General features: G+C 62.3%; 27 protein-coding genes, 2 tRNA genes and 3 pseudogenes. 9 read left to right on the top strand and 23 right to left on the bottom strand.

Going from position 1 to position 20,605, the window contains the following annotated elements; translation table 11 throughout:
• The first annotated feature begins 11 nt into the window (after nucleotides 1–11).
• The 5 genes from rhaI to PZL22_RS21035 all read left to right on the top strand — a co-directional run bounded on the left by rhaI (nucleotide 12) and on the right by PZL22_RS21035 (nucleotide 3,073).
• Nucleotides 12–1,304, top strand: a complete 1,293-nt coding sequence (rhaI, locus tag PZL22_RS21055; protein WP_004435992.1) for an L-rhamnose catabolism isomerase — start codon at nucleotides 12–14, stop codon at nucleotides 1,302–1,304.
• 177 nt (nucleotides 1,305–1,481) lie between these two features.
• Complete coding sequence (locus tag PZL22_RS21050; RefSeq protein WP_004435988.1) at nucleotides 1,482–1,736, top strand: GlsB/YeaQ/YmgE family stress response membrane protein; 255 nt, start codon at nucleotides 1,482–1,484, stop codon at nucleotides 1,734–1,736.
• Nucleotides 1,737–1,807: 71 nt separating this feature from the next.
• The gene (locus tag PZL22_RS21045) at nucleotides 1,808–1,996 is read left to right on the top strand and encodes a hypothetical protein (RefSeq protein ID WP_004435975.1); all 189 of its coding nucleotides are present in this window, start codon (nucleotides 1,808–1,810) and stop codon (nucleotides 1,994–1,996) included.
• A 79-nt stretch (nucleotides 1,997–2,075) separates the two neighbouring features.
• On the top strand, nucleotides 2,076–2,537 hold the full coding sequence (locus PZL22_RS21040) for a YbaK/EbsC family protein (protein ID WP_004435973.1): 462 nt from the start codon (nucleotides 2,076–2,078) through the stop codon (nucleotides 2,535–2,537).
• Nucleotides 2,538–2,683: 146 nt separating this feature from the next.
• Nucleotides 2,684–3,073 carry a DUF930 domain-containing protein gene (locus PZL22_RS21035; protein ID WP_004435969.1) on the top strand — a complete coding sequence of 130 codons (390 nt, stop codon included), beginning with the start codon at nucleotides 2,684–2,686 and terminating at the stop codon, nucleotides 3,071–3,073.
• Between the two features lie 279 nt (nucleotides 3,074–3,352).
• On the opposite strand, the gene PZL22_RS21030 is transcribed toward PZL22_RS21035, so the two are convergent.
• From PZL22_RS21030 to PZL22_RS21020, 3 genes are all read right to left on the bottom strand, one after another.
• Nucleotides 3,353–3,664 (bottom strand): hypothetical protein, encoded by a 312-nt coding sequence (locus tag PZL22_RS21030; RefSeq protein ID WP_004435964.1) that lies wholly within the window; start codon nucleotides 3,662–3,664, stop codon nucleotides 3,353–3,355.
• A 202-nt stretch (nucleotides 3,665–3,866) separates the two neighbouring features.
• Nucleotides 3,867–4,949: a nucleotidyltransferase family protein gene (locus tag PZL22_RS21025; RefSeq protein WP_004435962.1), complete on the bottom strand. Its 1,083-nt coding sequence runs from the start codon at nucleotides 4,947–4,949 to the stop codon at nucleotides 3,867–3,869.
• Nucleotides 4,936–6,036 carry a hypothetical protein gene (locus PZL22_RS21020; protein WP_004435959.1) on the bottom strand — a complete coding sequence of 367 codons (1,101 nt, stop codon included), beginning with the start codon at nucleotides 6,034–6,036 and terminating at the stop codon, nucleotides 4,936–4,938. The genes PZL22_RS21025 and PZL22_RS21020 overlap by 14 nt, the downstream gene beginning before the upstream one ends.
• A 319-nt stretch (nucleotides 6,037–6,355) precedes the next feature.
• Here PZL22_RS21020 and PZL22_RS21015 point away from each other — a divergent pair, with 319 nt between their 5' ends.
• Together PZL22_RS21015 and PZL22_RS21010 are read left to right on the top strand one after the other, a co-directional pair.
• On the top strand, nucleotides 6,356–6,520 hold the full coding sequence (locus tag PZL22_RS21015) for a hypothetical protein (RefSeq protein ID WP_234706368.1): 165 nt from the start codon (nucleotides 6,356–6,358) through the stop codon (nucleotides 6,518–6,520).
• A gap of 15 nt (nucleotides 6,521–6,535) precedes the next feature.
• Nucleotides 6,536–7,000, top strand: coding sequence for a type II toxin-antitoxin system HicB family antitoxin (locus PZL22_RS21010; protein ID WP_004435955.1), 465 nt, complete (start codon nucleotides 6,536–6,538; stop codon nucleotides 6,998–7,000).
• 213 nt (nucleotides 7,001–7,213) lie between these two features.
• Here the strand turns inward: PZL22_RS21010 and PZL22_RS21005 are convergent.
• From PZL22_RS21005 to PZL22_RS20955, 12 genes and pseudogenes are all read right to left on the bottom strand, one after another.
• Nucleotides 7,214–7,312, bottom strand: a pseudogene (locus PZL22_RS21005) (BrnA antitoxin family protein); the annotation flags it as partial.
• 42 nt (nucleotides 7,313–7,354) lie between these two features.
• Nucleotides 7,355–7,453, bottom strand: a pseudogene (locus PZL22_RS31630) (IS481 family transposase); the annotation flags it as partial.
• A 106-nt stretch (nucleotides 7,454–7,559) separates the two neighbouring features.
• Nucleotides 7,560–7,635, bottom strand: a tRNA-Phe gene (locus tag PZL22_RS21000).
• A 239-nt stretch (nucleotides 7,636–7,874) separates the two neighbouring features.
• A complete protein-coding gene (gene yacG, locus PZL22_RS20995) occupies nucleotides 7,875–8,087 on the bottom strand; it encodes a DNA gyrase inhibitor YacG (protein WP_004435953.1) in 213 nt (70 codons plus the stop codon).
• Between the two features lie 4 nt (nucleotides 8,088–8,091).
• The gene (locus PZL22_RS20990; protein WP_004435951.1) at nucleotides 8,092–8,712 is read right to left on the bottom strand and encodes a Maf-like protein; all 621 of its coding nucleotides are present in this window, start codon (nucleotides 8,710–8,712) and stop codon (nucleotides 8,092–8,094) included.
• Nucleotides 8,713–8,810: 98 nt separating this feature from the next.
• Complete coding sequence (infA, locus tag PZL22_RS20985) at nucleotides 8,811–9,029, bottom strand: translation initiation factor IF-1 (protein WP_004435948.1); 219 nt, start codon at nucleotides 9,027–9,029, stop codon at nucleotides 8,811–8,813.
• 157 nt (nucleotides 9,030–9,186) lie between these two features.
• Nucleotides 9,187–9,666 (bottom strand): arsenate-mycothiol transferase ArsC, encoded by a 480-nt coding sequence (locus PZL22_RS20980; RefSeq protein ID WP_004435917.1) that lies wholly within the window; start codon nucleotides 9,664–9,666, stop codon nucleotides 9,187–9,189.
• Between the two features lie 13 nt (nucleotides 9,667–9,679).
• Entirely contained in the window at nucleotides 9,680–10,156 is a 477-nt protein-coding gene (locus PZL22_RS20975; protein ID WP_004435915.1) for a UPF0262 family protein, read from the bottom strand.
• On the bottom strand, nucleotides 10,153–11,457 hold the full coding sequence (gene hisD / locus PZL22_RS20970; RefSeq protein ID WP_004435913.1) for a histidinol dehydrogenase: 1,305 nt from the start codon (nucleotides 11,455–11,457) through the stop codon (nucleotides 10,153–10,155). The genes PZL22_RS20975 and hisD overlap by 4 nt, the downstream gene beginning before the upstream one ends.
• A 63-nt stretch (nucleotides 11,458–11,520) precedes the next feature.
• Nucleotides 11,521–11,961 (bottom strand): DUF2948 family protein, encoded by a 441-nt coding sequence (locus PZL22_RS20965; protein ID WP_015007156.1) that lies wholly within the window; start codon nucleotides 11,959–11,961, stop codon nucleotides 11,521–11,523.
• Between the two features lie 154 nt (nucleotides 11,962–12,115).
• A complete protein-coding gene (murA, locus tag PZL22_RS20960) occupies nucleotides 12,116–13,408 on the bottom strand; it encodes a UDP-N-acetylglucosamine 1-carboxyvinyltransferase (RefSeq protein ID WP_004435909.1) in 1,293 nt (430 codons plus the stop codon).
• 170 nt (nucleotides 13,409–13,578) lie between these two features.
• Nucleotides 13,579–13,794: a hypothetical protein gene (locus PZL22_RS20955; RefSeq protein WP_004435907.1), complete on the bottom strand. Its 216-nt coding sequence runs from the start codon at nucleotides 13,792–13,794 to the stop codon at nucleotides 13,579–13,581.
• A 261-nt stretch (nucleotides 13,795–14,055) separates the two neighbouring features.
• Here PZL22_RS20955 and PZL22_RS20950 point away from each other — a divergent pair.
• Nucleotides 14,056–14,130, top strand: a tRNA-Thr gene (locus PZL22_RS20950).
• Between the two features lie 47 nt (nucleotides 14,131–14,177).
• Here PZL22_RS20950 and PZL22_RS20945 read toward each other — a convergent pair.
• From PZL22_RS20945 to PZL22_RS20915, 7 genes and pseudogenes are all read right to left on the bottom strand, one after another.
• Nucleotides 14,178–15,424, bottom strand: a pseudogene (locus PZL22_RS20945) (adenylate/guanylate cyclase domain-containing protein).
• 89 nt (nucleotides 15,425–15,513) lie between these two features.
• Nucleotides 15,514–15,798, bottom strand: coding sequence for a copper-binding protein (locus tag PZL22_RS20940; protein ID WP_004435905.1), 285 nt, complete (start codon nucleotides 15,796–15,798; stop codon nucleotides 15,514–15,516).
• A 21-nt stretch (nucleotides 15,799–15,819) separates the two neighbouring features.
• Nucleotides 15,820–16,299 carry a cupredoxin domain-containing protein gene (locus PZL22_RS20935; protein ID WP_010968682.1) on the bottom strand — a complete coding sequence of 160 codons (480 nt, stop codon included), beginning with the start codon at nucleotides 16,297–16,299 and terminating at the stop codon, nucleotides 15,820–15,822.
• Nucleotides 16,300–16,338: 39 nt separating this feature from the next.
• Complete coding sequence (locus PZL22_RS20930; RefSeq protein ID WP_004435899.1) at nucleotides 16,339–17,688, bottom strand: multicopper oxidase family protein; 1,350 nt, start codon at nucleotides 17,686–17,688, stop codon at nucleotides 16,339–16,341.
• A 14-nt stretch (nucleotides 17,689–17,702) separates the two neighbouring features.
• On the bottom strand, nucleotides 17,703–19,148 hold the full coding sequence (locus PZL22_RS20925; protein ID WP_004435896.1) for a TolC family protein: 1,446 nt from the start codon (nucleotides 19,146–19,148) through the stop codon (nucleotides 17,703–17,705).
• Nucleotides 19,145–19,372, bottom strand: a complete 228-nt coding sequence (locus tag PZL22_RS20920; RefSeq protein WP_013843958.1) for a hypothetical protein — start codon at nucleotides 19,370–19,372, stop codon at nucleotides 19,145–19,147. The genes PZL22_RS20925 and PZL22_RS20920 overlap by 4 nt, the downstream gene beginning before the upstream one ends.
• Nucleotides 19,373–19,466: 94 nt before the next feature.
• A complete protein-coding gene (locus tag PZL22_RS20915) occupies nucleotides 19,467–19,844 on the bottom strand; it encodes a hypothetical protein (RefSeq protein WP_010968679.1) in 378 nt (125 codons plus the stop codon).
• A gap of 336 nt (nucleotides 19,845–20,180) precedes the next feature.
• Between PZL22_RS20915 and PZL22_RS20910 the strand changes: the two genes are divergently transcribed.
• Nucleotides 20,181–20,327: a hypothetical protein gene (locus PZL22_RS20910; RefSeq protein ID WP_015007151.1), complete on the top strand. Its 147-nt coding sequence runs from the start codon at nucleotides 20,181–20,183 to the stop codon at nucleotides 20,325–20,327.
• A gap of 46 nt (nucleotides 20,328–20,373) precedes the next feature.
• Here the strand turns inward: PZL22_RS20910 and PZL22_RS20905 are convergent, their stop codons facing one another.
• Nucleotides 20,374–20,586, bottom strand: coding sequence for a hypothetical protein (locus PZL22_RS20905; RefSeq protein ID WP_004435886.1), 213 nt, complete (start codon nucleotides 20,584–20,586; stop codon nucleotides 20,374–20,376).
• Nucleotides 20,587–20,605 lie beyond the last annotated feature (19 nt).

Here is a 20,605-nt window from a genome sequence, read left to right as displayed (position 1 = left end):
GGGAGGCTCCGATGACCCTGATGATCAGCACATCCGTCCTGGAGGCCGAGAATGCAAGCCGCCGGGGCGCTCTGACACGTGACTATGAAAGCCTCGGCGAGCGCCTCGCCCGCCGCGGCATCGATATCGATGCGGTGAAGGCCAAGGTCGCGGCCTACGGCGTTGCGGTCCCGTCATGGGGCGTCGGCACCGGCGGCACGCGCTTCGCCCGTTTCCCCGGCCCCGGCGAGCCGCGCAACATATTCGACAAGCTTGAAGACTGCGCCGTCATCCAGCAATTGACGCGGGCGACGCCGGCCGTGTCGCTCCACATCCCCTGGGACAAGGTGTCCGATCTGGGGGCGCTGAAGGAGAAGGGCTCGGCGCTCGGCTTGAGCTTCGACGCGATGAACTCGAACACCTTCTCGGACGCGCCCGGCCAGGCGCATTCCTACAAGTTCGGCTCCCTTTCGCACACCGATTCCGCGACCCGGCGCCAGGCGATCGAGCATAATCTCGAATGCGTCGAGATCGGCAAGGCGCTCGGTTCCAAGGCATTGACGGTCTGGGTCGGCGACGGCTCCAACTTCCCCGGCCAGAGCAATTTCACCCGGGCCTTCGAACGCTATCTCGACTCGATGAAGGCAGTTTACGCGGCGCTTCCGGATGATTGGCGCATCTTCACCGAGCACAAGATGTTCGAACCGGCTTTCTACTCTACGGTCGTGCAGGATTGGGGCACGAACTACCTGATCGCGCAGGAGCTCGGGCCCAAGGCCTTCTGCCTCGTCGATCTCGGGCACCACGCGCCGAACGTCAACATCGAGATGATCGTCGCCCGGCTGATCCAGTTCAAGAAGCTCGGGGGCTTCCATTTCAACGATTCGAAATACGGCGACGACGATCTCGATACCGGATCGATCGACCCCTACCGCCTGTTCCTTGTCTTCAACGAGCTCGTCGATGCGGAGACACGCGCCGCGAACGGTTTCGATCCGGCCCATATGCTCGACCAGAGCCACAACGTGACGGACCCGATCGAAAGCCTGATGACCAGCGCCATGGAGGTCGGCCGTGCCTATGCTCAGGCGCTTATCGTCGATCGCAAGGCACTTGCAGGCTATCAGGAGGAGAACGATGCGCTGATGGCATCAGAAACACTGAAGACTGCCTTCCGGACCGACGTCGAGCCCATCCTCGCCATGGCCCGCCTGGAAAATGACGGCGCAATCGCGCCGGTTGCCGCCTACCGGGCAAGCGGCTACCGCGCCAGGGTGGCGGCCGAGCGTCCTGCAATCGCCGGCGGCGGCGGCGGCATCGTCTGAACGGCACCGTCTGAGCGGCACCGGCAGCGACTTTCTCCGAACCAGAACGGTAGAAAGTCGCGGCAGCGGCGCAGAAGGCATTCCGCGGTCAAAAATTCAGCGCGCGACCAAATTGCCTTCTATCTCATTCCGAAACATGGTTTATCCTCTTCTTCAGATACAACGAGAGGGTGATTCATGGGCATTGAAAGCATTCTGGTATTCCTGATCGTCGGCGCGGTTGCAGGCTGGCTTGCCGGTTTGATCGTCAGCGGAGGCGGCTTCGGTCTGCTCGGGAATATCGTGATCGGCATCGTCGGCGCCTTCATCGCCGGCCTTCTCTTCCCGGCCATCGGGATCAGCATCGGCACCGGCATCTTTTCTGCCATTATTCACTCGACGATCGGCGCCGTGATCCTTCTGGTGCTGATTCGCGTCGTCAAACAGGCCTGATCCGCGTTTACCATCATACGGTCCGCGCCAGGCGTGGACCGGCCATCGCAAGCCAATGAGCGGAGGCGAAAATGACCGAACTCTACGCGGAAAAGATCGAAGACGCGCTCAAGTCGTACATCGCGGACCACCCCGGTACCCTGACGCGCGAACAGGCGATCTCAACGATTCTCGAAACCTGGTTCGCAAGCCACGGCTACCTGCCGTCGCAGCAGGAAGGGATGCGTCCCGAAGATCTCGATGCCTCGAATGACGACTGAAATGTGCCGCGCCCGAACGGCGGTTTTTAGCCATGCGCGGCCTGCACGCTGATTTCATCCAAAGTACAGATTGCCAGAAATGAGTCTTGCTTCCGTCAAACAGTTCTTTTCCCGGCACGCGCCGGACATCGACGTCATCGAGCTGGAGCAAAGCACCGCAACCGTGGCGCTCGCGGCAGAGGGTCATGGCGTCGAACCGGCGCAGATAGCCAAGACCCTCGCGCTCCGGGTCGGCGACGAAATCATCCTCATCGTCACGCGCGGCGATGCGCGCCTCGACAACAAGAAATACAAGGCGCGGTTCGGAACCAAGGCGCGCATGCTCGGCTTCGACGAGGTCGAGGCGGAAACGGGCCATCCGGTGGGCGGGGTCTGTCCCTTCGGCCTCGCCAAGCCCCACAGCGTCTATTGCGACGAGTCGCTCAAGTCGTTCGACATCGTCGTTCCCGCCGCCGGTGCGACCAACGCCGCCGTCCATATCAGCCCGGAGCGGATGGCCGAGCTGACCGGTGCAAAATGGATCGATGTCTCGGCGGTGTAGCGTCTACGTGCCGCAGCACGCAGTGGTCCCGGAACAGCGGCCTTGGAATGGCCACATAGTTTAACTGAATGCTGGCACTCCCACCCCGCGAAGCAGGCCGATGAGTCGGAATGCCATCGCGCTGTAGATCTGGAGCGGTACGGAGAATGAGAGCACTCGCATGCGCCTTCACCATCGCCATTATGGCGGCATGCCCGACGCAAGCGATGGACCGGTCCCTCGTCCGGCAATTCGAGAAGCTCGATCCCCAGACGCGGCTGGAGCAGCGTTGCGACACGGAAGCGATGGAGCGTATCGGCGCAGACAAGAACCGGTTCAAACCGGACAAGGTCATCGCCTATACCTTTGCCGATCCCGTCATGAAAGGCGACAAGATGAAGGCGACGGGCGCGGTATTCCGAAGCAATGGCGACTGGTACAAGCTGGCATTCAGGTGCAAGACGGATTCCGAGCACCTCGAAGTGCTGTCTTTCGAATACAAGATCGGCGAACGCGTGCCGCGGGAGAACTGGGACCAGCTCTATCTTTACCCCTGAGGGAGCCGCACAATCTCGTCTAAAGGACCGCCATCAGGAACACGAAGGACCCGAGCGACAGTACGGCGATGATGCTCATCAGCACCTTCATCATGTGTTCCGTCATTTCGTACATCCTACCCAACTCCCCAGGAAGACGAATGCCGCACCTGCGCCGGACCGACGGGCCAGCCGGCCCGTCATCATCGACGTCAAGAATTTTGTAAGAAATTGGTTAACAAATCACTTCCATGGGCGTGATCCGGCTTGCTTCGCCCCGCGACCCGCATTGGCGCGCGATTAACGCAGGACCCCGCCTGTCTTCGAACCGCCCTGCGACTGCCCGCCTCCCGGGCCGCCCTGCGACACGCCGCCGCCATGCGCGCTACCGGGATTTGGTCCGTCCGGCCCGTTGCCGTAACCGTTGTTGCCCTTCGAACCACCACCGCCACCGCCGCCCGACTTGGCGATCGCATTCGAGGTGAGGCTCGTGGAAAGCAGCATGGTGACGGCGGGTGGCGTCACCACCGCGAAGCGCCCACAGTTCTTCAGAAACTCGCGCCGGTCTTCGTCGCTGCGCGACGGCAGCCCGTTTGGCATTTCGGAACTCATGGACGCCTCCCCTGTGCGTTGACTGTTTCGCCGAATTTACAGTAATATTTTTCCAGACAATAGTGTTACATTTGGGTGCGTCCCGGAATATAGAATACTATATAATCAATTATAATTAATCACAGATAGCTACAAATATATATTTCCGCTTACATTAAAGAACGTTACGGGAAATCGGCACCTTCAGTTATCAATATCTGTCCTAGATCTTTCCTGACGGCCTCGACCGAAAGATGCGTCGTAGCTCGCGGATTTTCCGCTTGGCCTCCTGGCGCCGCGATGGGTATGGCGCACCGCCGTACCGGTCCCAGGACGGGTAGTGGGCGATCTCGGTCAAGAGCGTGAAAACGGTGAGGGGGACGACGAGATAATCCCTTCCAAGCTGGCACCTTCTCCGTTGCAATTGAAGCCGCGGCAGCTTCCCGGCAGACAAACCGGACGCCCCGCCTATCCCGAACAGCGTGTCGGCCGTCAGAATTTGCGTCTCGACCGCATGTCTTTCGTAGCCCCTGGCGAAAAGCGACATCAAATGCTCCCAGTCGACGCTGTCCGAGGCTGCGAGCTTCGACAGATCGAGAAGGTGTCGCAGATCGATCAGGCCGCGCCAGTAGTCGCCATCCTGGAACTGATCATGCAGGATCAGGAAGACGATCTGGGCAAAGGGCGACGGAACGCAGACGTCTCCTCCATCGAGGGCTATCCTGCGGCTGTGCCCATACAGCCATTCGATGTCGCTGAAGGAGGCCGGCCCTTTCGGCCGGCATTGAAGATCGATGCTCCCAGCATCCGTCGGCCGCTCCAGGACTGCAGGCAGATGGAATTTGGGGTTTCCCGGCCATGAACCGCTGCCGGCGGCAAGGCGGATCTCGTAACCGATGTCCTGCAGTGCTCCAATCGATGAGGCCATGTCGGCGGGGCGGACGAGAATATCGATGTCGGTCAGCATCCGCGCTCCGATCTCGTCCGGCTTCTGTCCGACCAGGATTGCCGCACCCTTCATGAGGACCGGCTCCACGCCGATGCGGTTGAGGCAGTGTACCGCCTCGGTCAGTTGCGCCAGCAGTCTCCTGTTGCGCTCCGCGTTCCTGTCGTAAATCAGAGAGAGGTATCGGCGGACATCCTCGGGCACGTCCCCCGCATATTTCCTCGCCGCGAGAGCGAGCGAGGAAACCGTCAGGCTTTCATTCGCAAGCGCGATGACGTGCTCCCAGTCCACGTCAGCCGGAGGATTGCCTTTGAGGCAGGATGTGAGCGCAAGAAGGCTTCGGTAGCTACGACCCGTCATGGTGCCAGCTCAGCATCTCTACGGCCTCGTCCAGTCGCATATAGGAAAGCTCGATGGCACTGGCGCCGCGGATAGCGCCCAGCAGGGCGTCGAACTGCGACAGATCGAGGCGCCGTGTCGGCGTAAAGGCGCCGAGAAAGAGTTCCGACAGAACCCGCGCCGGTTCGACCGCGGCAAGTGCGGTCCGACCTTTGCGGCGGCGCAGAAGCGCGATGGTGCCGAGCGGTACCGCATCGTCAGACGCAAAGGGGACCGACGCAAGGTAGCGGACATATTGGTTGTCGAGGCGGCGATGAACCGGCGCCGCTTCGATCGTGCCGCGCATGCCTTCGAGGAGACCCCATGAGCCGCGCTTCAGAGCAGGGGCGAAGGGAACGCCCCGCAGCAGGCCGTCCGACCTCATCAGCGCGATATCGTCGCCGCCGCAGGCAAAGCCTGCTTCGAGAAGCGCGAGGGCGAGGGTCGACTTGCCTGCGCCCGGCGCGCCGCAAATCAGAAGCCCCTTCCCGTTCTTCACCAGGAGGGCGGCATGTAGCGCGACCTTCGTGCCGAGGCTTGCCAGCACATCCTCCGTCAGCAGCGCTTTCAGCGCCGGCACCGCTTCGTTGACCGCGACGATCATACCGGGGGAACGGCTGCGGCTGACGCACACGCGGTTGCCGAACTTGGCCACCGCGTAGGAGGCCGACGGCTTCAGGCCCTCCGACGCCTGATGATCGAATACGGGCAGGATCAGATCGAGGAGACCTCTATCGTGATAGGCTATCGAGACGGCGGCTCCCTGCAGATCCAGCACATGCGTGTGCAGCGGCTCCCCCTCCTCGGCGTCGAAAGCAATCTCCAGCAGACCCTCGCCGGACATGTAAAGGAGGTAGTCCCGCACCGATCTGCGCGCTTCGGCCCGGCCGGCGCCACGCGCCACGAGATCGGCCTCCAGCCGGCGCTGCGACATGGATTCGGCGAGAAGGCAGGTGAGATACGCCGTAAGATCGTCGACCTCAAAGATCTGCTGCGACGCTTCGACGAAAATCGTCTTGCGCTGTCCAAGCAGAAAAAATCGTGCCCCGTCGGAGACGCGGAACTTCATTCCAACTCCCCTCGCGCTGCCGCGTGCCTCGGCATGTTTTCGTATTTGTGGTCGAAAATTCGCGATCCCGCCAGCCCCGATGAGGCGCCAACGGCAGAGGATTCAATGGGATACTGCTAAAGATACATGTTTCGGCGGTGAAATAAGCAGCTTGGACTAGGGGCGCCGATGAGTGCCGTGGCCTCGCACTGCCCGCGCGGGGTTGGTGTGACGGCTGCGCACGGCCAACTCGCACAAACGATCGCTTTTGCGCATTTATTGTGTGCACGTTCTTGCTACGCAATATTTTACGCATATATTTGCGCATAATGGAGGGCTGATGCCGAAATTTGAAGATGATCGCCGTAAGATAGTTTCCCGCCTTGAAAGTGAGGGCTGGCACAATATCGGCGGCGGCGAACATGATAATTTCGGCCGGCCACAGGAAAATTCAGGTGCCTCGCCAACGTGTGGTTACGCAAGGCGTGGCGCGCTCGATAGCTAAGGCGGCGGGTTGGAAATGACCGGCCAACGGACGGAGACGGAAATGGCTAGGTTTTTTGCTCTACTGGACGGACATGATGGGGCTTACGGTGTCGCCTTTCCTGATGCACCGGGCGCGACTGCGATGGGCAGGACTGTAGATGAGGCATTGCGCAATGCTGCGGCCGCGATCGCCGATTGGATCGACGACGGCGAGGTCCCGGAGCCGCGAAGCATTGACGAACTGCGTCAGGACCCCGAGGTCGCCGAACAACTCGCGGATGGAGCGGCCTTCGTTGTCGTTCCCGCCATTGTCGAGGATAGCCGCCCGGTAAAGGCCAATATTTCGATGGAAGCCGGACTCTTGGCGGCTATCGACGAGGCCGCAAGTTCCGCCGGTTTGACACGTTCCGCATTTCTGGTGACAGCCGCGAGAGAGAAAATATTCGGCGGGTCGTTGCGCGACAGTGTCCGGGAAATAGCTAAGCGGGATGCACACTGACTGCGCCACGCGAATGAGGCTGTCCGCGACGACCTGACGCCGCGCTAAAATGCCGTGCCATCACAACTGCTCCCCCCAAAAAAGAAAATGGTGCCCATAAGCGGATTTGAACCACCGATACGCGGATTTTCAATTGACCGATGCACCCGCTAAGCTATTGGTTTGTATAGTACCGGTCGCGGATGCGCTCCAGATGCGCTACTTGCAAGCCGGCTATATACCTGCAGCTTTTCGCAGCGCCTCATTCATCCGGCTCTGCCAGCCTTTGCCACCAGCCCGAAACTTAGCGATCACGTCTTCGTCCAACCGGATGATGGATATCAACCCGCATGTAGCGTAGAAACATGGTAGCTGGCGCTGCAGGCAACGGTGCAGCGACGATCGTGTCAGATGTGGAATTGCCGGCTGCAGCGCATAGAGGCAGTCATCGAGTGGAAGCTGCCTCTGTCGTCGTGGCGCTCCCATGAAGAACCTGGCCTATAGCGCATCCTTTGATTCGGAAGACAAGGAGCCCCATCAAAGTCTGGTATCAAACATCCAGCGTATTTTGAGAGTTTAATGGTGCCCGGAGGCGGATTTGAACCACCGACACGCGGATTTTCAATCCGCTGCTCTACCAACTGAGCTATCCGGGCATCTGCCTTCACGGCGGCAGTTTCCTTTGGGAAACCGCTGGGGCGTGTCGTTCGCCCCGGAAGCGAGCGGGGTTATAACATCTTGTTCGGCCGTGTCCAGCACCAAATGACTCTTTTTCGAAGGAATTTAGCTGCCCGCGGAAAAGTGGTGAAAGTCGAAGAAATTCAGAGAGATCGCCGGCGCCCGCGAATTCCCCGGGGCCGCTCGACAATAACGAACGTTTCGGTGGAGAGAAGAATTACCGTTCGTCGCTGTCGTCGGCCTTCGACTCGTCGTCGGCGACCGGGATCGCATAGGAACCGGACAGCCAGCGATTGAGATCGACGTTACGGCATCGCTTGGAGCAGAAGGGATAATGCTCGCGCACGGACGGGCGTCCGCACTCCGCACAGGGACGCGTTGCGCGCAGGGGTTCTACGTTCGATCCGTTTTTCTTGCCTCCGCCGCGCATCTTCTCAGCCTTCCAGCCAACGATCGTGCACGTCGTACCCTTCGCCGACGAGGAGATTGACGGTCTCATAGAGCGGCAAGCCTACCACATTGGTGTAGGAGCCGACCAGCTTCACGACGAACCCTCCGGCAATTCCCTGGATACCATAGCCCCCGGCCTTGCCGCGCCACTGGCCGGAAGCGAGATAGCTCTCGATATCGAGCGTGGAAAGGCGCTTGAAGCGCACCTTGGTGTCGATCACCTTCTGGCGAAGCGTGCGGTCGGGCGTGACGAGGCAGATGCCCGTATAGACGCGGTGACTGCGGCCCGACAGAAGATGCAATGCGCTCGACGCCTCGCTCACCAGCTCCGGCTTCGGCAGGATACGGCGGCCGACGCAAACGACGGTATCGGCTGCGAGAATGTAGCTGCCGTCCCAGGCGGGGTCGCCGGTAATCGCAGAAAGCGCGGCCTTCGCCTTTTCGGCCGAGAGCCGCCGCGCAAGCGAGCGAGGGTGCTCCGAACGCTTCGGCGTTTCGTCCAGGTCCATCGGCATGAGGCGCGCGGGCTCGATTCCCGCCTGCGCCAGGAGCTCGACGCGACGCGGCGATCCGGACGCCAGTATAAGTTTCTTGGTCACTGCCATCGCTGCGAGCCGTTATTCCCGGAAGTTTGTGCCAAGGTCATGCATGTCGCTGCCCAAAACTGCTCAGCACTTTTGGGCGACGTGCATTTGGCCGGGGCCTACTTGAAGCGGTAGGTGATACGGCCCTTCGTCAGATCATAGGGCGTCATCTCGACGAGCACCTTGTCGCCGGCCAGAACGCGGATACGGTTCTTGCGCATGCGGCCCGCCGTGTGGGCGATGATCTCGTGCTCGTTTTCAAGCTTCACGCGAAAGGTCGCGTTGGGAAGCAATTCGGTGACCACGCCTGGAAATTCTAGGACTTCTTCTTTCGCCATGCAGGACTGTTCTTTCTCGTGTTCAATAGCGGATGCAACAGGCATCCTCGAAAAGTTGCCGGAAACTACACAATCGCCGCGGCTTTGTGAACCGCTTTGATCAGGCTTTTTCGGGTACCCGATCATCGCGCATCGAATCACGGCGCGAGGATCGGAATCATGCCGCCGGAGGACTGCCTTTCTGCTGGCTTTCCACGGCGAGACGGCTTGCGATCAGCGTCGCCAGATGATCGCGCACCGCCCGGTAGGCGGCCACGATCTGCTCCCGTGTGCCGGTCGCAACGGTCGGGTCGGGTGTCGGCCAGTATACCACATCCACGGCCATGGACCGGGTCAATTCAAGCGCCATGTGGTGGGCTTCGGGCGCCAGCGTCACGATGAGGTCGAAGTAATCGTCCTCGAGCTCTTCGAGCGTGCGCGGCTGATGCCGGCCGATCGTCAGCCCGACCTCTTCGAGAACCACGTCCACGAAGGGATCCCGCTCGCCCTGCCGGACGCCGGCGGAGGCGACATAGGTCCCTTTCGGAAGCGCCACGCGGGCGAGCGCCTCGGCCATCGGCGAACGGATGGCGTTCATGCCGCACATGAAGAGAACCGAGCGGGGCGCTTTCGATTGCGGCGTCGCGGTCGCGATCATCTCCGCCTCCCCGTCAGCCGCGCCAGTAGAGCACGCAGACAAGCGTGAAGAGCCGGCGTGCCGTATCGAAATCCAGCCTGATCTTGCCCGACAGCCGGTCCATCAGGGTCTGCGAACCCTCGTTGTGGATGCCGCGCCGCCCCATGTCGATCGCCTCGATCTGGCTCGGCGTAGCCGACCGGATCGCCTGGTAATAGCTTTCGCAGATCATGAAGTAGTCCTTCACGATACGGCGAAAGGGCGTGAGCGAGAGGATGTGGGTGGCGACCTCGGTACCGCCGTCGGTCGAAATCCGGAAGACCAGCTTCGTGTCGACCAGCGACAGATTGAGCCGATAGGGGCCCCCGGGATGCCCGACGGGCTCGAACAGGTTTTCTTCGAGCAGGTCGAAGATCGCAACCGCGCGCTCGTGCTCCACGTCCGGCGTCGAGCGGCCGATCGTCTCGTCCAGCACGACATCGCAGAGCCGCAGGTTGCGATCGGCCTTCATCCCTCTTCCCCGAGATTGAGGCGGATGGCGACCGACCGGGCATGGGCCTCGAGGCCTTCCGATCTCGCCAGCGCGATCGCGGCGGGCCCGAGAATGCGCAACTGATCCGGGCCGAGCCGCAGGATCGAAGTTCGCTTCACATAGTCGAGCACGCCGAGGCCGGAGGAGAACCGCGCCGAACGCGCCGTCGGCAGCACGTGGTTGGAACCGCCCACATAATCGCCGATGACTTCGGGTGTGTGCCTGCCGATGAAGATCGCACCGGCATTGCGGATCGCGGGGACCATCGCGTCCGGATCGGCGGTCGCCAGTTCGAGATGTTCCGGGGCGATGCGGTTGGCGAGCGGCACGGCCTTGTCGAAATCCGGAACCAGGATCACGGCGCCGAAATCGCGCCAGCTCGCTGCCGCCGTCTCGGCGCGCGGCAGCGTCTTCAGCTGACGCTCCACCGCCTTTTCGACCGCGTCGCCGAAGGCGGCATCGTCGGTGATCAGGATTGCCTGCGCGCCGGCGTCGTGCTCGGCCTGGGCGAGCAGGTCCGCGGCGATCCAATCCGGATCGTTGTCGCGGTCCGCGATCACCAGCACTTCCGACGGCCCCGCGATCATGTCGATGCCGACGGTGCCGAAAACCTGCCGCTTGGCGGCCGCGACATAGGCATTTCCGGGGCCGACGATCTTCGCCACCGGCTCGATCGTCTCGGTGCCGTAAGCGAGCGCCGCCACGGCCTGCGCGCCGCCGATGCGGTAGATCTCCTCGACGCCGGCAAGGCGGGCAGCCGCGAGCACCGCCGGATTGATAGCCCCGCCGCTGGCCGGCACGACCATGACGATGCGCGGCACGCCTGCGACCTTGGCCGGCAGGGCGTTCATCAGAACCGAGCTCGGATAGCTCGCCGTGCCGCCCGGCACATAGAGACCGACTGCGTCGATCGGCGTCCAGCGCGAGCCCAGGCCGACGCCCATCTGGTCTTCGTAAATGTCGTCCTTCGGCAATTGCCGCCGGTGATGCGCCTCGATGCGGGTCGCCGCGACCTTCAATGCGCCGAGTACTTCCGGAGCGACCGCGTGGATCGCCGCGTCTATTTCCGCCGACGTCACCGCCATGCCGGTTACAGTAAAGTCGATCCCGTCGAAACGCGCGGAATAGTCGGCGAGCGCCGCATCTCCGCGGGCGCGGACATCGTCGATGATGGCGCGCACGACGGCGTTGACGTCTTCGGAAACTTCCCGTTTGGTCGTCAGGAACGCGGCGAAATCGCGCTCAAAGCTCGTATCGAGATAGTTCAGCCTGATTGCCAATGCGATGATCCTTTTGGTGGTGGCCGGCGGGGACGCTCAAGCGGGAGGTCTCAATCCGAGTGCTCAGGCGCCCTCGGGGTGGCGCGGCTTGAATGCCGTCTCCCAGGCGCCGCCGGTATCGGCAAGCTGCACCTCGATGCACTCCACATCGAGCGCGATCGATGCCTCGCCCGCGAGCACGAGCTCGATCGTGCCGTCCGGCCCCTCCCCCTTGACGTCGAAACGCAGGGCGAGAAGATCGAGCACCGCTTCCATGTCGGTGCGATCGAAGCCGAGCGACCGCACGGCACTGACGCATTTGAACAGAAGGACGGCACGGCGCCGCTCGAAGCTGCGGCGCTTGCCCTCCGCCTTCTCCCAGACGAAGCGGTTGACCACCAGGGTGAACTGCCGGCGCCGGGCGTCGTAGGCGGTGCCCGCCACCTTGAAGACTGCGTCCTGCACATGGGCGGAGACGACACCAAGGTCTTCCTCGTCGAGTGCCAGCAGTTTCAAAGCATCCATGCGATTCATCCCGTCCGTTTTCATGCCCCGCATTTTAGCGGGCGATCGTCAAGGACATAGGACGTTGCGCCCGAAACCGCAACGGCTCGGGCGCGGGAAGTGACCGAAAGGGCTACAGCGGCTCCGCGCACCTGATTGGACGCGCCAGGCCGGGTCAGTCGCTGACGCGCTCGACATGGGCGCCGCAGCGCGTGAGCTTCTCTTCGAGGCGTTCGAAGCCGCGGTCGAGATGGTAGACGCGCGAGACCATTGTCTCGCCCTCCGCCGCCAGGCCGGCGATGACGAGCGAGACGGAGGCCCTGAGATCCGTCGCCATCACCGGTGCGCCCTTCAGCCGCGACACGCCCTCGACTTTCGCCGTCTGGCCGGAAAGCGAGATCTTGGCGCCGAGCCGCGCCAGTTCCTGCACATGCATGAAGCGGTTTTCGAAGATCGTCTCGGTAATGTGAGAAACCCCGCTCGACCGGGTCATCAGCCCCATGAACTGCGCCTGGAGGTCGGTGGGGAAGCCGGGGAACGGATCGGTGACGATATCGACCGGCTTGATGCCGGCGCCGTTGCGAACGATGCGGACGCCGCTGTTCGTCTCGCTGATCTCCGCGCCGGCACGGCGGATCGCCTCCAGCGCCGTGTCCAGGAGGCTCGCCTCGGTGTCTTCGAGAATGACGTCGCCGCCTGCCATGGCGACCGCCATCGCATAGGTTCCCGTCTCGATACGGTCGGGCAGCACGCGGTGACGGGCGCCCGAGAGCGAGCGCACGCCCTCGATCGTAACAGTGCTCGTCCCCTGGCCGCTGATCTTCGCGCCCATGGCGTTCAGGCATTTGGCGAGGTCGACGACTTCGGGCTCGCGTGCGGCATTGCCGAGCACGGTCGTGCCGTTGGCAAGCGTTGCCGCCATCATCAGCACATGCGTCGCGCCGACGGAAACTTTCGGGAACACGTAGCGCGCACCGATGAGCCCGCCTGCCGGCGCCGTGGCGTTGACGTAGCCGCCATCGATCTCGATGTTGGCGCCGAGTGCTGCCAGTCCCTCTATGAAGAGGTCGACCGGACGCGTTCCGATGGCGCAGCCGCCCGGCAGAGACACCCGCGCCTTGCCTTCGCGGGCGAGCAGCGGCCCGATAACCCAGAAGCTCGCGCGCATCTTCGAGACGAGTTCATAAGGCGCCGTCGTCGAAACGATGTTGCGGCTGGTGAAATGGACCGTGCGGGCATAGCTCTCGCCCTGGCGCTCGCGCCGGCCATTGACGGAAATGTCGGCACCATGATTGCCGAGGATGCGGATCAATTGCTCGACATCGGCCAGATGCGGGACGTTTTCGAGCGTAAGCGTGTCGTCGGTCAAGAGCGACGCGATCATCAGCGGCAAGGCGGCGTTCTTCGCGCCGGAGATGGGGATCACCCCGTGGAGTTCATTTCCGCCTACAATCCTGATGCGATCCATGAGACCTCTCGCACGGGCGCTGCCCGCCTTTCTGGAAAATCGATGCCGATCCGGCATTGTTGAAGGGCGTCTCTTTAGTGGAGATGCGGTGAAATTAGAAGTGCCTTGAAATGCGGGGGTGCAGGGAAAGCGAGGACCCGGAAGGCCCCGCCTGCCGCCGGTTGCAGAACCTAATCTTCCGATTCGTCCGATTTTGCGGCAGGCAATCCGGATGTCTCGTCCGCAGCGCCCGCCCGGCGCGCGCGCATCTGCTGCTTGCGCCGCTGGAGATTGTCGCGCAGGTTCTTCGCCAGACGCAGCCGCCTCGCCTCGGCCTCGCTCGAATGCCCTGCGCCTTTTCCCCGCCCCGGCGCATGCTTATTGTGGTCGTCGCTCTGCATGGCCATCCATTACCGCAAAACCAGGGCCTTCGGAAGCGGCAAGCCGGCCAGGTGAGAGCGAAATCGGGGAAAACCGCGAAGCGGCTTCCGGGCCGGTCCGTGGCGCAAAAGGCTGCAATGGAAGAGCTTGAGCGCCCTGGACCGTGTAAGCCCGCCATCTTCCCGGCGCGGCCCGCCCAAAAACTTCGAAATGCGGCTTGCGCTCTCCCTCAAGCTATGGCAATAGGCCCCTCGCCTGATGCGGCTTGCCACGAAGCGCCGCCGGATGCTGCTATAGCTCAGGGGTAGAGCACTCCCTTGGTAAGGGAGAGGCCGAGAGTTCAAATCTCTCTAGCAGCACCATTTTTCCTCTAGAGAACAGTTATTTGCCAGCCATGAAGGCCGATGCCTTACGCCTGCGTTTGCCGCGGCAGGTACCAGACGTCGACGGGGAGCCGCCGGCCCGCCAGGGCGGCTGATTTCAGGGACATCCACTCGGCTGTCGGGATCGGGCCTTGCAGCCGCTCGATCAGCGCAAGCGAGATCACAAGCGGAGCGTCGAGCGACTTGGCCAGGGTTTCGAGTCTCTGCGCCACGTTCACCGCATCGCCTATCACGGTGAACTCGCTGTGGACGCCGCTGTCCAGAACGCCTCCGACGACCGTGCCGTAGTGCAGGCCGATGACGGCATCGAGGGCGGGATAGCCGTTCGAGAGGTTGTGGTTCCTCCAGTCGTCGAGCGCATCGACCAGATCCAGCGCACAGGCGAGTGCCCGGTCGGCATCGTTTTCCATGGGCCGCGGCTGTCCGAACACGGCCATGACACCGTCTCCGATGAACTTGTCGACGGTCCCCCCATGATCGAAGATCGTCTGGGAGACGAACCGGCGGTATTCCGCCAGAACGGAGGCCAGATCGCCGGCGGTGGCAGTCTCGGCGAATCTCGTGAAGTCGCGCAGGTCGACGAACATGATCGCCGCGTTGCGCCGGCCGAGGCCGAAAGCATCGCCGCCTTTCTGCAGTTCCGCCACGATCAGCGGCGAGAAGAACCGCGAGAGATTGCGACGCCGCTGGTCCGCTTCGAGCGCCTCGTTGCGCGTCCGGTCGTGATCCCTCGCAAGCAGGTAGGTGGCAAAGGCTGTGAAGCCGAAGCTCACCGTCAGCCCGAAGTCCTGACTGAAGAAGGAAGAAAGCAGCGCCATGACGTCTCTGGCCCCGTGTCTCACCGCCGAGATGGCCAGCATGACCACCCAGGAAACGAGGACGATCGCGGAAAAAGTGAGAACGAGGCGCCGATCGAGCTGGGGCCGGCGTGGATGAGCAGGACGAAACCGACCACGAGGCTGGTCGTGGTCAGGTTATGGTCCTCGGAGGCCGGAGCGAGGATATAGGCGTAAAGGATCGCCGCGACGAGCAGCCCGTCCAGAACGACGAACAGCGTCTTGAGCCAGAAACGGCCGGGGAGAAACAGTGCGGTCGCGACCGAAACGATGCTGATGATGAAATAGGCGATGACGACGACGTAGTGCGTGTCTCTGGTTCCCTCGCTTCCACCGAGCAGGAGGTTTGCAATCAAGATCGCGAAGGCGACGAACCTCAGTGCGCTCGAGCGGATTTCCTTTGCGAAGTCCCAGCGTGCGTGAAGCGTAGACGTCATGTCCTACCCGATCAGGGGTGATGCTTACCGGTTAGCCGGCAAAGCCGGATGGGGAGGCGGCGGCAATCCCGCCGCCTCCCCCCGGTGGACTACTTCACCTCGGTGACGGTCAGCTTGCCGTCGACGCGTTCGGCGACGAATTCGATCTGATCGCCTTCCTTCAGCTTCGACAGCAGGGCTTCGTCCTTGACCCGGAAGACCATCGTCATTCCAGGCATTTCGAGCTCCTTCAGGTCCTCGTGCATCAGTGTGACTTTCTTCGCCTTGGCATCGACCTTCTTGACGGTGCCTTTGGTGAAGTCGGCGGCGAAAGCGCCATAGGCCGTGCCGAGAGCGAGGGCGAAGGCCAGCGTGGACTGTACGATCGTTTTCATGTGAGACCCTTTCCTGAGGATTTATTTCTGTGCGACGGTCACGTCGCCGTGCATGCCCGCGTCGTAGTGACCCGGCACCAGGCACGCGATCTTGAACGTGCCGGCATTGGTGAATTTCCAGACGATTTCGCCGGACTTTCCGGGGGTGAGACGGATCGCATTCGGATCCTCGTGCTCCATGTCGGGGAATTTCTCCATCGCCGCCTTGTGCTCCATGACCTTGTCCTGCTGGTCGAGGACGAATTCATGCTCGAGCTCGCCGGCGTTCTTGATCGCGAAACGGACGGTCTGGCCCTCGCGGACCTGGAAGTCCGACGGCGCGAAGATCATCTGGCCGTCATCCGTCTCCTTCATGGTCACCCGGATCGTCTGGGTGACGTCGGCCTTCTTGCCGGGTTCCCCGACGGCCATGACCTCGTCATGACCGCCCTCGTGACTGCCGGAAGCGAGCGCCGGTGACGCGAGCGCCGCGGCAAGAAGTCCGAAGATTGCAGCTTTCATCGTATTGTCCTTTGGTTGGTTGAAGATGGTCATGCGGTATCACCCGTGTTTGGAGTGCTTCGGCGTGATCTGGGTCTTTGCGTTGTCGGCCCTGGTCCAGTCGGGAAGCTCGCCCGTCCACTCCCAGGCCTGCGTTCCGGGCGGGTTTTCGTACCAGCCGGGATCGGAGTAATCGTCCGCCGAGATGCCCTCGCGCACCTTGACGACGGAGAACATGCCGCCCATCTCGATCGGCCCGTGCGGTCCCCAGCCGGTCATCATGGGTATGGTGTTTTCGGGAAGTTCCATTTCCATCTTGCCCATGTCGGACATGCCGGCCGTGCCCATCGGCATGTATTCCGGGCGGACTTTCCGGATCTTTTGCGCGACTTCCTTCTTGTCGACCCCGATGAAGGTCGGGATGTCGTGTCCCATGGCGTTCATCGTGTGGTGCGACTTATGGCAATGGATCGCCCAATCACCCGCGTATTTGGCGTCGAATTCGTAGGCCCGCATGGCGCCGACCGGAATGTCGATGCTGACCTCCGGCCACCGCGCCTCCGGCCGGACCCAGCCGCCGTCGGTGCATGTGACCTCGAAGTCGTAGCCGTGCATGTGGATCGGGTGGTTGGTCATGGTGAGGTTGCCGACCCGTACGCGCACGCGGTCGTTCTTGGAAACGACGAGCGGGCTGATGTCCGGGAATATGCGGCTGTTCCAGCACCACATATTGAAGTTGGTCATTTCCATGACGCGCGGCACGTAGGAGCCCGGCTCGATGTCGTAGGCGTTGAGCAGGAACACGAAATCCCGGTCGACCGGCATGAACTTCGGGTCCTTGGGATGGATCACGAAGAAGCCCATCATCCCCATCGCCATCTGCACCATTTCGTCGGAATGCGGGTGGTACATGAAGGTGCCGGATTTCACGAGATCGAACTCGTAGACGAAGGTCTTTCCGGGCGGGATGTGCGGCTGCGACAGCCCGCCGACCCCATCCATGCCGGACGGCAGGATCATGCCGTGCCAGTGGATCGTCGTCGGCTCCGGCAGCTTGTTGGTGACGAAGATGCGGACCCGATCGCCCTCGACCGCTTCGATCGTCGGACCCGGCGACTGGCCGTTATAGCCCCAGAGATAGGCGGTCATGCCCTCGGCCATCTCGCGCTCGACCGGCTCGGCGACGAGATGGAACTCCTTGACACCGCTGTTCATCCGGTGAGGCGCGGTCCAGCCGTTGACGGTCACCACCGGGTTGTAGTCGGGGCCGGAGGCCGGACGGACGGGAGCTTGCGTTTCCGCCGTCTCCATGATTGCCGCTTCCGGCAGGCCCATATTCGACGTTTTCGCCCAGGCGGCGGTGGATACCAGTGCGGCGCTCGCGCCGAGTAACTGTCGTCTGTTGAACATGTTCGGTTCCTTTCTCAGTTGCCGCTTTCGGCGGCCGCCGCGACCTCGGTTTCGCCGGAGGCTCCCCCGCCGTAAATCGCCGGAGCCAGATCCGCCTCGGCCAGCCAGAAGTCGCGCTTGGCGTTGATCGCGAGCAGGATCGAATTGACCTTTTCGCGGCTGTCGGCGAGCAGTTCGAAGGTGCTGGTGATCATCCCGTTATAGGTGAGGAGGGACTGCTCCTCGATCTTGGTGCGCAGCGGCACGACGCTGTTGCGGTAGTGCCGGGCGATGTCGTAGTTGGCGCGGTAGGCCTGATAGGCCGAGCGTGCTTCCGAGCGGACATTGACGGCCTTCTCGGCGAGAAGGTTCGCCGCCCGCATATAGGCGAGCTCGGCCTTGCGCATGCGCGCCTTGCCGCTGTCGAAGATGGGAATGGCGAATTCGAGATCGACCCGGCCGGTCGTCTCCGACGAAATGTCGCCGTCCTCCTTTGCCCGCTCGGTCTCGAAGCCGGCGAGGAGGTTGAGGTCGGTGACGTAACGGGTGGCCTCGGTCAGATTGTAGGATCTGGCCGTCGCCTCCAGGTCGAGCTTCGCCATCTGGAGATCGACACGGCGCCGCAGGGCTTCCGCCTCGATCTGGTCGCGCTTCATCAGGCCCTTCGGCAGGGACGCCAGCCGGTTCGGCACCTGGAATTTGACGTCCGAACCCCAGAGGCCCATCAGCCGCGTCAGCTCCTCCTTGGCCAGACGCGCCTCGAGCCGCGCCTTGGCCCCTTCTCCCGCCAGTTCGGCGTAGAAGACATGCTCGCGGGCCTGCGACCCCTTCGTCATGGCCCCGCTCTCGCCGAGCTTTTCGGCAAGCTCGGACGCCGCGTCGGCCGCCGCCTGCGCCTGGTTGAGCTGGCCCACCGTTTCCCAAGCCGCTACGGCATTGATCCAGGCACGCCGCGTCTCGGAAGCAAGCTGCAACGTGCGCGAAGCGGCATCCAGCTGCGCCTTCCGGAACTCGGTGTCGGCGAGCGCGATATTCCTGTCGCGGGTGACGAGCGCGAGAATGTTGGAGACGATCGCGCCCTCGACCGTCCGGAACGCCGTAAGTCCAGGCGTGCCGATTCCCGTAAGCCCGACACCGACGGTCGGGTTGACGAGCATTGTCGCCTGCCAGGCGTCGGCCGCCGACTCGCCGAGATCGGCATAGGCCGCCTGCAGCCCCTTGTTGTTGAGCAGCGCGACCTGGACCGCCGTCTCGACGTCGATGGCTTTCTTCGCCATCAGCGCCTTCACCCGCTCGGAGACGGAGCGGGCCTGTTCCTGGTTCTGCACCCATACGGTCTGCTTGCCGGCGGCTTCGGCCGTTGTCGCCGCGACCAGGGAAAACCCGGCATTCTTAACCGCGTACTCGCCAGCGGTAACGCAGCCGCCGAGTACCAGCGGCAGTGCGAGCGTCGCCGCCAGCTTCATCCTGGCTTTCATCATGATGCGCCTCCTTTCGGAGCCTGCGCATCATTCTGGTCGCGCCATGGTTTGGGATCGACGGCCCTGCGGTCCGTATAGCCCGCGACAGGACTCGTATAGGCAACGGGGCGCACGTCGGCATCGTTGGCCGGGAGCTCCCCCGAAGCGATCACATCGGGAGGCAGAGTGGCGGCGCAACCGCTCGCAAGAAGCGGCAGGACGGCCACGAAAAACAGATGTTTCATGGATTTATCCGAATAGGAGATTGCGGCAGCGCTCGAGAGCAAGGCTTGCTCGCGAACACGCGTTCGACCCGTCAATCGGACGGGTGCATCCTATTCAGGCGCTTGGGGGCCGGTGCAGCAGCGGCATTTCGCCCGTCGTCCGGGCGTCGTCGACGAATTCCCGGACGGGGGATACGCGGGGTCCGCCAATAGCGTCGGTCGCCGCGAGAATCGCCATGCCGGCACAGAAGTCTTTGCAGCATTGCTGCTTCGCGGGCTTTTGGTCGCCTTCGGCAGAGGAGTCTTGATCGCCGTGCGAATGCACGCCGCTCGCCATATCGTGATGGTCGCTCGACTGCGCGATTTCAGATTTGGACCAGCCGCTGTGCATGGCTGCGGAGGAACTCGGCAATGCGTATACCGCCAGTGACACGAAAATCACCAAGCGGAACAGAATCAACAGCTTTTGCGTCGTGATTCGCAGCATGCCCATGCTCAATGCCTATCATCGGGCTCAAAATTGTCAATCTTCAGCTCACATCGACACGCAAGGCGCATCGACGTGTGGCGCGACTACAACGGGCGAACTTCGCCGCTGCAGCCCGATTTCGAGTTCTAGGGCTTACAACGATGGCAAGGTCAATCGGAAAAAATCGGGGACGAGAAAAAAGTCGAAAGTCTCAGGTGCCGTGGCATGCCCGCCACGGTCAGGAAATTGTTAACCATATTCTCCGTTCCTCGGGGAACAGCCCGGCCGGCGCCACAGGAATAACTCTATTCCGCGCTCTTTCGAACGCGGAAGCAAAACAACAGGTCGGAGAAGATGGACATGATCAAATCGGGTCTCGGCGTCACCGTCGCGGTTCTCGCCCTGTCCATCACAGTCAGCGGCATCCTGCATTTTGCGCTGTCCAGCTACCGCCCGGCGGCGAATGCCGCCGTGTCGCACGAAATCACCTCATCGATACCACGATGAAAGAGGCCGCCTTGTCAGGCGCACAAAGATCGCGCGAGGATATGCGTCAGGAAACGCGGCGACGCTGTTCCGGGCCGAAATCTCCCAGCTGAGCCAGAAGTTCGTCGCAGGAGCACTTCTTCGTGTCCATCAAGTCGAGAATGCGCTTGGCGGCCCTGTTGGCCTCCACACCATCCCTGCCGACATTGTGCAGAGCGCACCAGATATCGAGCGCTCCGCGCATGACGTCCACGTCATCCGGAGAATAGGCCTGACGCACGAACCCCTCCCAAGGTGTA

It is taken from the genome of Ensifer meliloti, assembly GCF_030064585.1.
Taxonomy (GTDB): domain Bacteria; phylum Pseudomonadota; class Alphaproteobacteria; order Rhizobiales; family Rhizobiaceae; genus Sinorhizobium; species Sinorhizobium meliloti.
Note: the sequence above shows the minus strand (reverse complement) of the source record. Positions and strands in the feature narration are given on the sequence as shown.

Excerpts from the sequence above, each read along its gene's own strand:
- PZL22_RS20935 (WP_010968682.1), bottom strand. The coding sequence starts at position 16,299 with ATGAAAGCTGCAATCTTCGGACTTCTTGCCGCGGCGCTCGCGTCACCG.
- PZL22_RS20925 (WP_004435896.1), bottom strand. The coding sequence starts at position 19,148 with ATGATGAAAGCCAGGATGAAGCTGGCGGCGACGCTCGCACTGCCGCTG.
- PZL22_RS21050 (WP_004435988.1), top strand. The coding sequence starts at position 1,482 with ATGGGCATTGAAAGCATTCTGGTATTCCTGATCGTCGGCGCGGTTGCA.
- PZL22_RS20990 (WP_004435951.1), bottom strand. The coding sequence starts at position 8,712 with ATGGCAGTGACCAAGAAACTTATACTGGCGTCCGGATCGCCGCGTCGC.
- PZL22_RS21025 (WP_004435962.1), bottom strand. The coding sequence starts at position 4,949 with ATGACGGGTCGTAGCTACCGAAGCCTTCTTGCGCTCACATCCTGCCTC.
- PZL22_RS20980 (WP_004435917.1), bottom strand. The coding sequence starts at position 9,666 with ATGATCGCGACCGCGACGCCGCAATCGAAAGCGCCCCGCTCGGTTCTC.
- PZL22_RS20930 (WP_004435899.1), bottom strand. The coding sequence starts at position 17,688 with ATGTTCAACAGACGACAGTTACTCGGCGCGAGCGCCGCACTGGTATCC.
- yacG (WP_004435953.1), bottom strand. The coding sequence starts at position 8,087 with ATGCGCGGCGGAGGCAAGAAAAACGGATCGAACGTAGAACCCCTGCGC.
- PZL22_RS21030 (WP_004435964.1), bottom strand. The coding sequence starts at position 3,664 with ATGAGTTCCGAAATGCCAAACGGGCTGCCGTCGCGCAGCGACGAAGAC.
- rhaI (WP_004435992.1), top strand. The coding sequence starts at position 12 with ATGACCCTGATGATCAGCACATCCGTCCTGGAGGCCGAGAATGCAAGC.
- PZL22_RS21040 (WP_004435973.1), top strand. The coding sequence starts at position 2,076 with ATGAGTCTTGCTTCCGTCAAACAGTTCTTTTCCCGGCACGCGCCGGAC.
- PZL22_RS21020 (WP_004435959.1), bottom strand. The coding sequence starts at position 6,036 with ATGAAGTTCCGCGTCTCCGACGGGGCACGATTTTTTCTGCTTGGACAG.
- PZL22_RS20910 (WP_015007151.1), top strand. The coding sequence starts at position 20,181 with ATGATCAAATCGGGTCTCGGCGTCACCGTCGCGGTTCTCGCCCTGTCC.
- PZL22_RS21045 (WP_004435975.1), top strand. The coding sequence starts at position 1,808 with ATGACCGAACTCTACGCGGAAAAGATCGAAGACGCGCTCAAGTCGTAC.
- PZL22_RS21015 (WP_234706368.1), top strand. The coding sequence starts at position 6,356 with ATGCCGAAATTTGAAGATGATCGCCGTAAGATAGTTTCCCGCCTTGAA.
- PZL22_RS20915 (WP_010968679.1), bottom strand. The coding sequence starts at position 19,844 with ATGGGCATGCTGCGAATCACGACGCAAAAGCTGTTGATTCTGTTCCGC.
- PZL22_RS20955 (WP_004435907.1), bottom strand. The coding sequence starts at position 13,794 with ATGGCCATGCAGAGCGACGACCACAATAAGCATGCGCCGGGGCGGGGA.
- PZL22_RS20920 (WP_013843958.1), bottom strand. The coding sequence starts at position 19,372 with ATGAAACATCTGTTTTTCGTGGCCGTCCTGCCGCTTCTTGCGAGCGGT.
- PZL22_RS20965 (WP_015007156.1), bottom strand. The coding sequence starts at position 11,961 with ATGGATGCTTTGAAACTGCTGGCACTCGACGAGGAAGACCTTGGTGTC.
- PZL22_RS20975 (WP_004435915.1), bottom strand. The coding sequence starts at position 10,156 with ATGAAGGCCGATCGCAACCTGCGGCTCTGCGATGTCGTGCTGGACGAG.
- PZL22_RS21010 (WP_004435955.1), top strand. The coding sequence starts at position 6,536 with ATGACCGGCCAACGGACGGAGACGGAAATGGCTAGGTTTTTTGCTCTA.
- PZL22_RS20940 (WP_004435905.1), bottom strand. The coding sequence starts at position 15,798 with ATGAAAACGATCGTACAGTCCACGCTGGCCTTCGCCCTCGCTCTCGGC.
- PZL22_RS21035 (WP_004435969.1), top strand. The coding sequence starts at position 2,684 with ATGAGAGCACTCGCATGCGCCTTCACCATCGCCATTATGGCGGCATGC.
- infA (WP_004435948.1), bottom strand. The coding sequence starts at position 9,029 with ATGGCGAAAGAAGAAGTCCTAGAATTTCCAGGCGTGGTCACCGAATTG.
- murA (WP_004435909.1), bottom strand. The coding sequence starts at position 13,408 with ATGGATCGCATCAGGATTGTAGGCGGAAATGAACTCCACGGGGTGATC.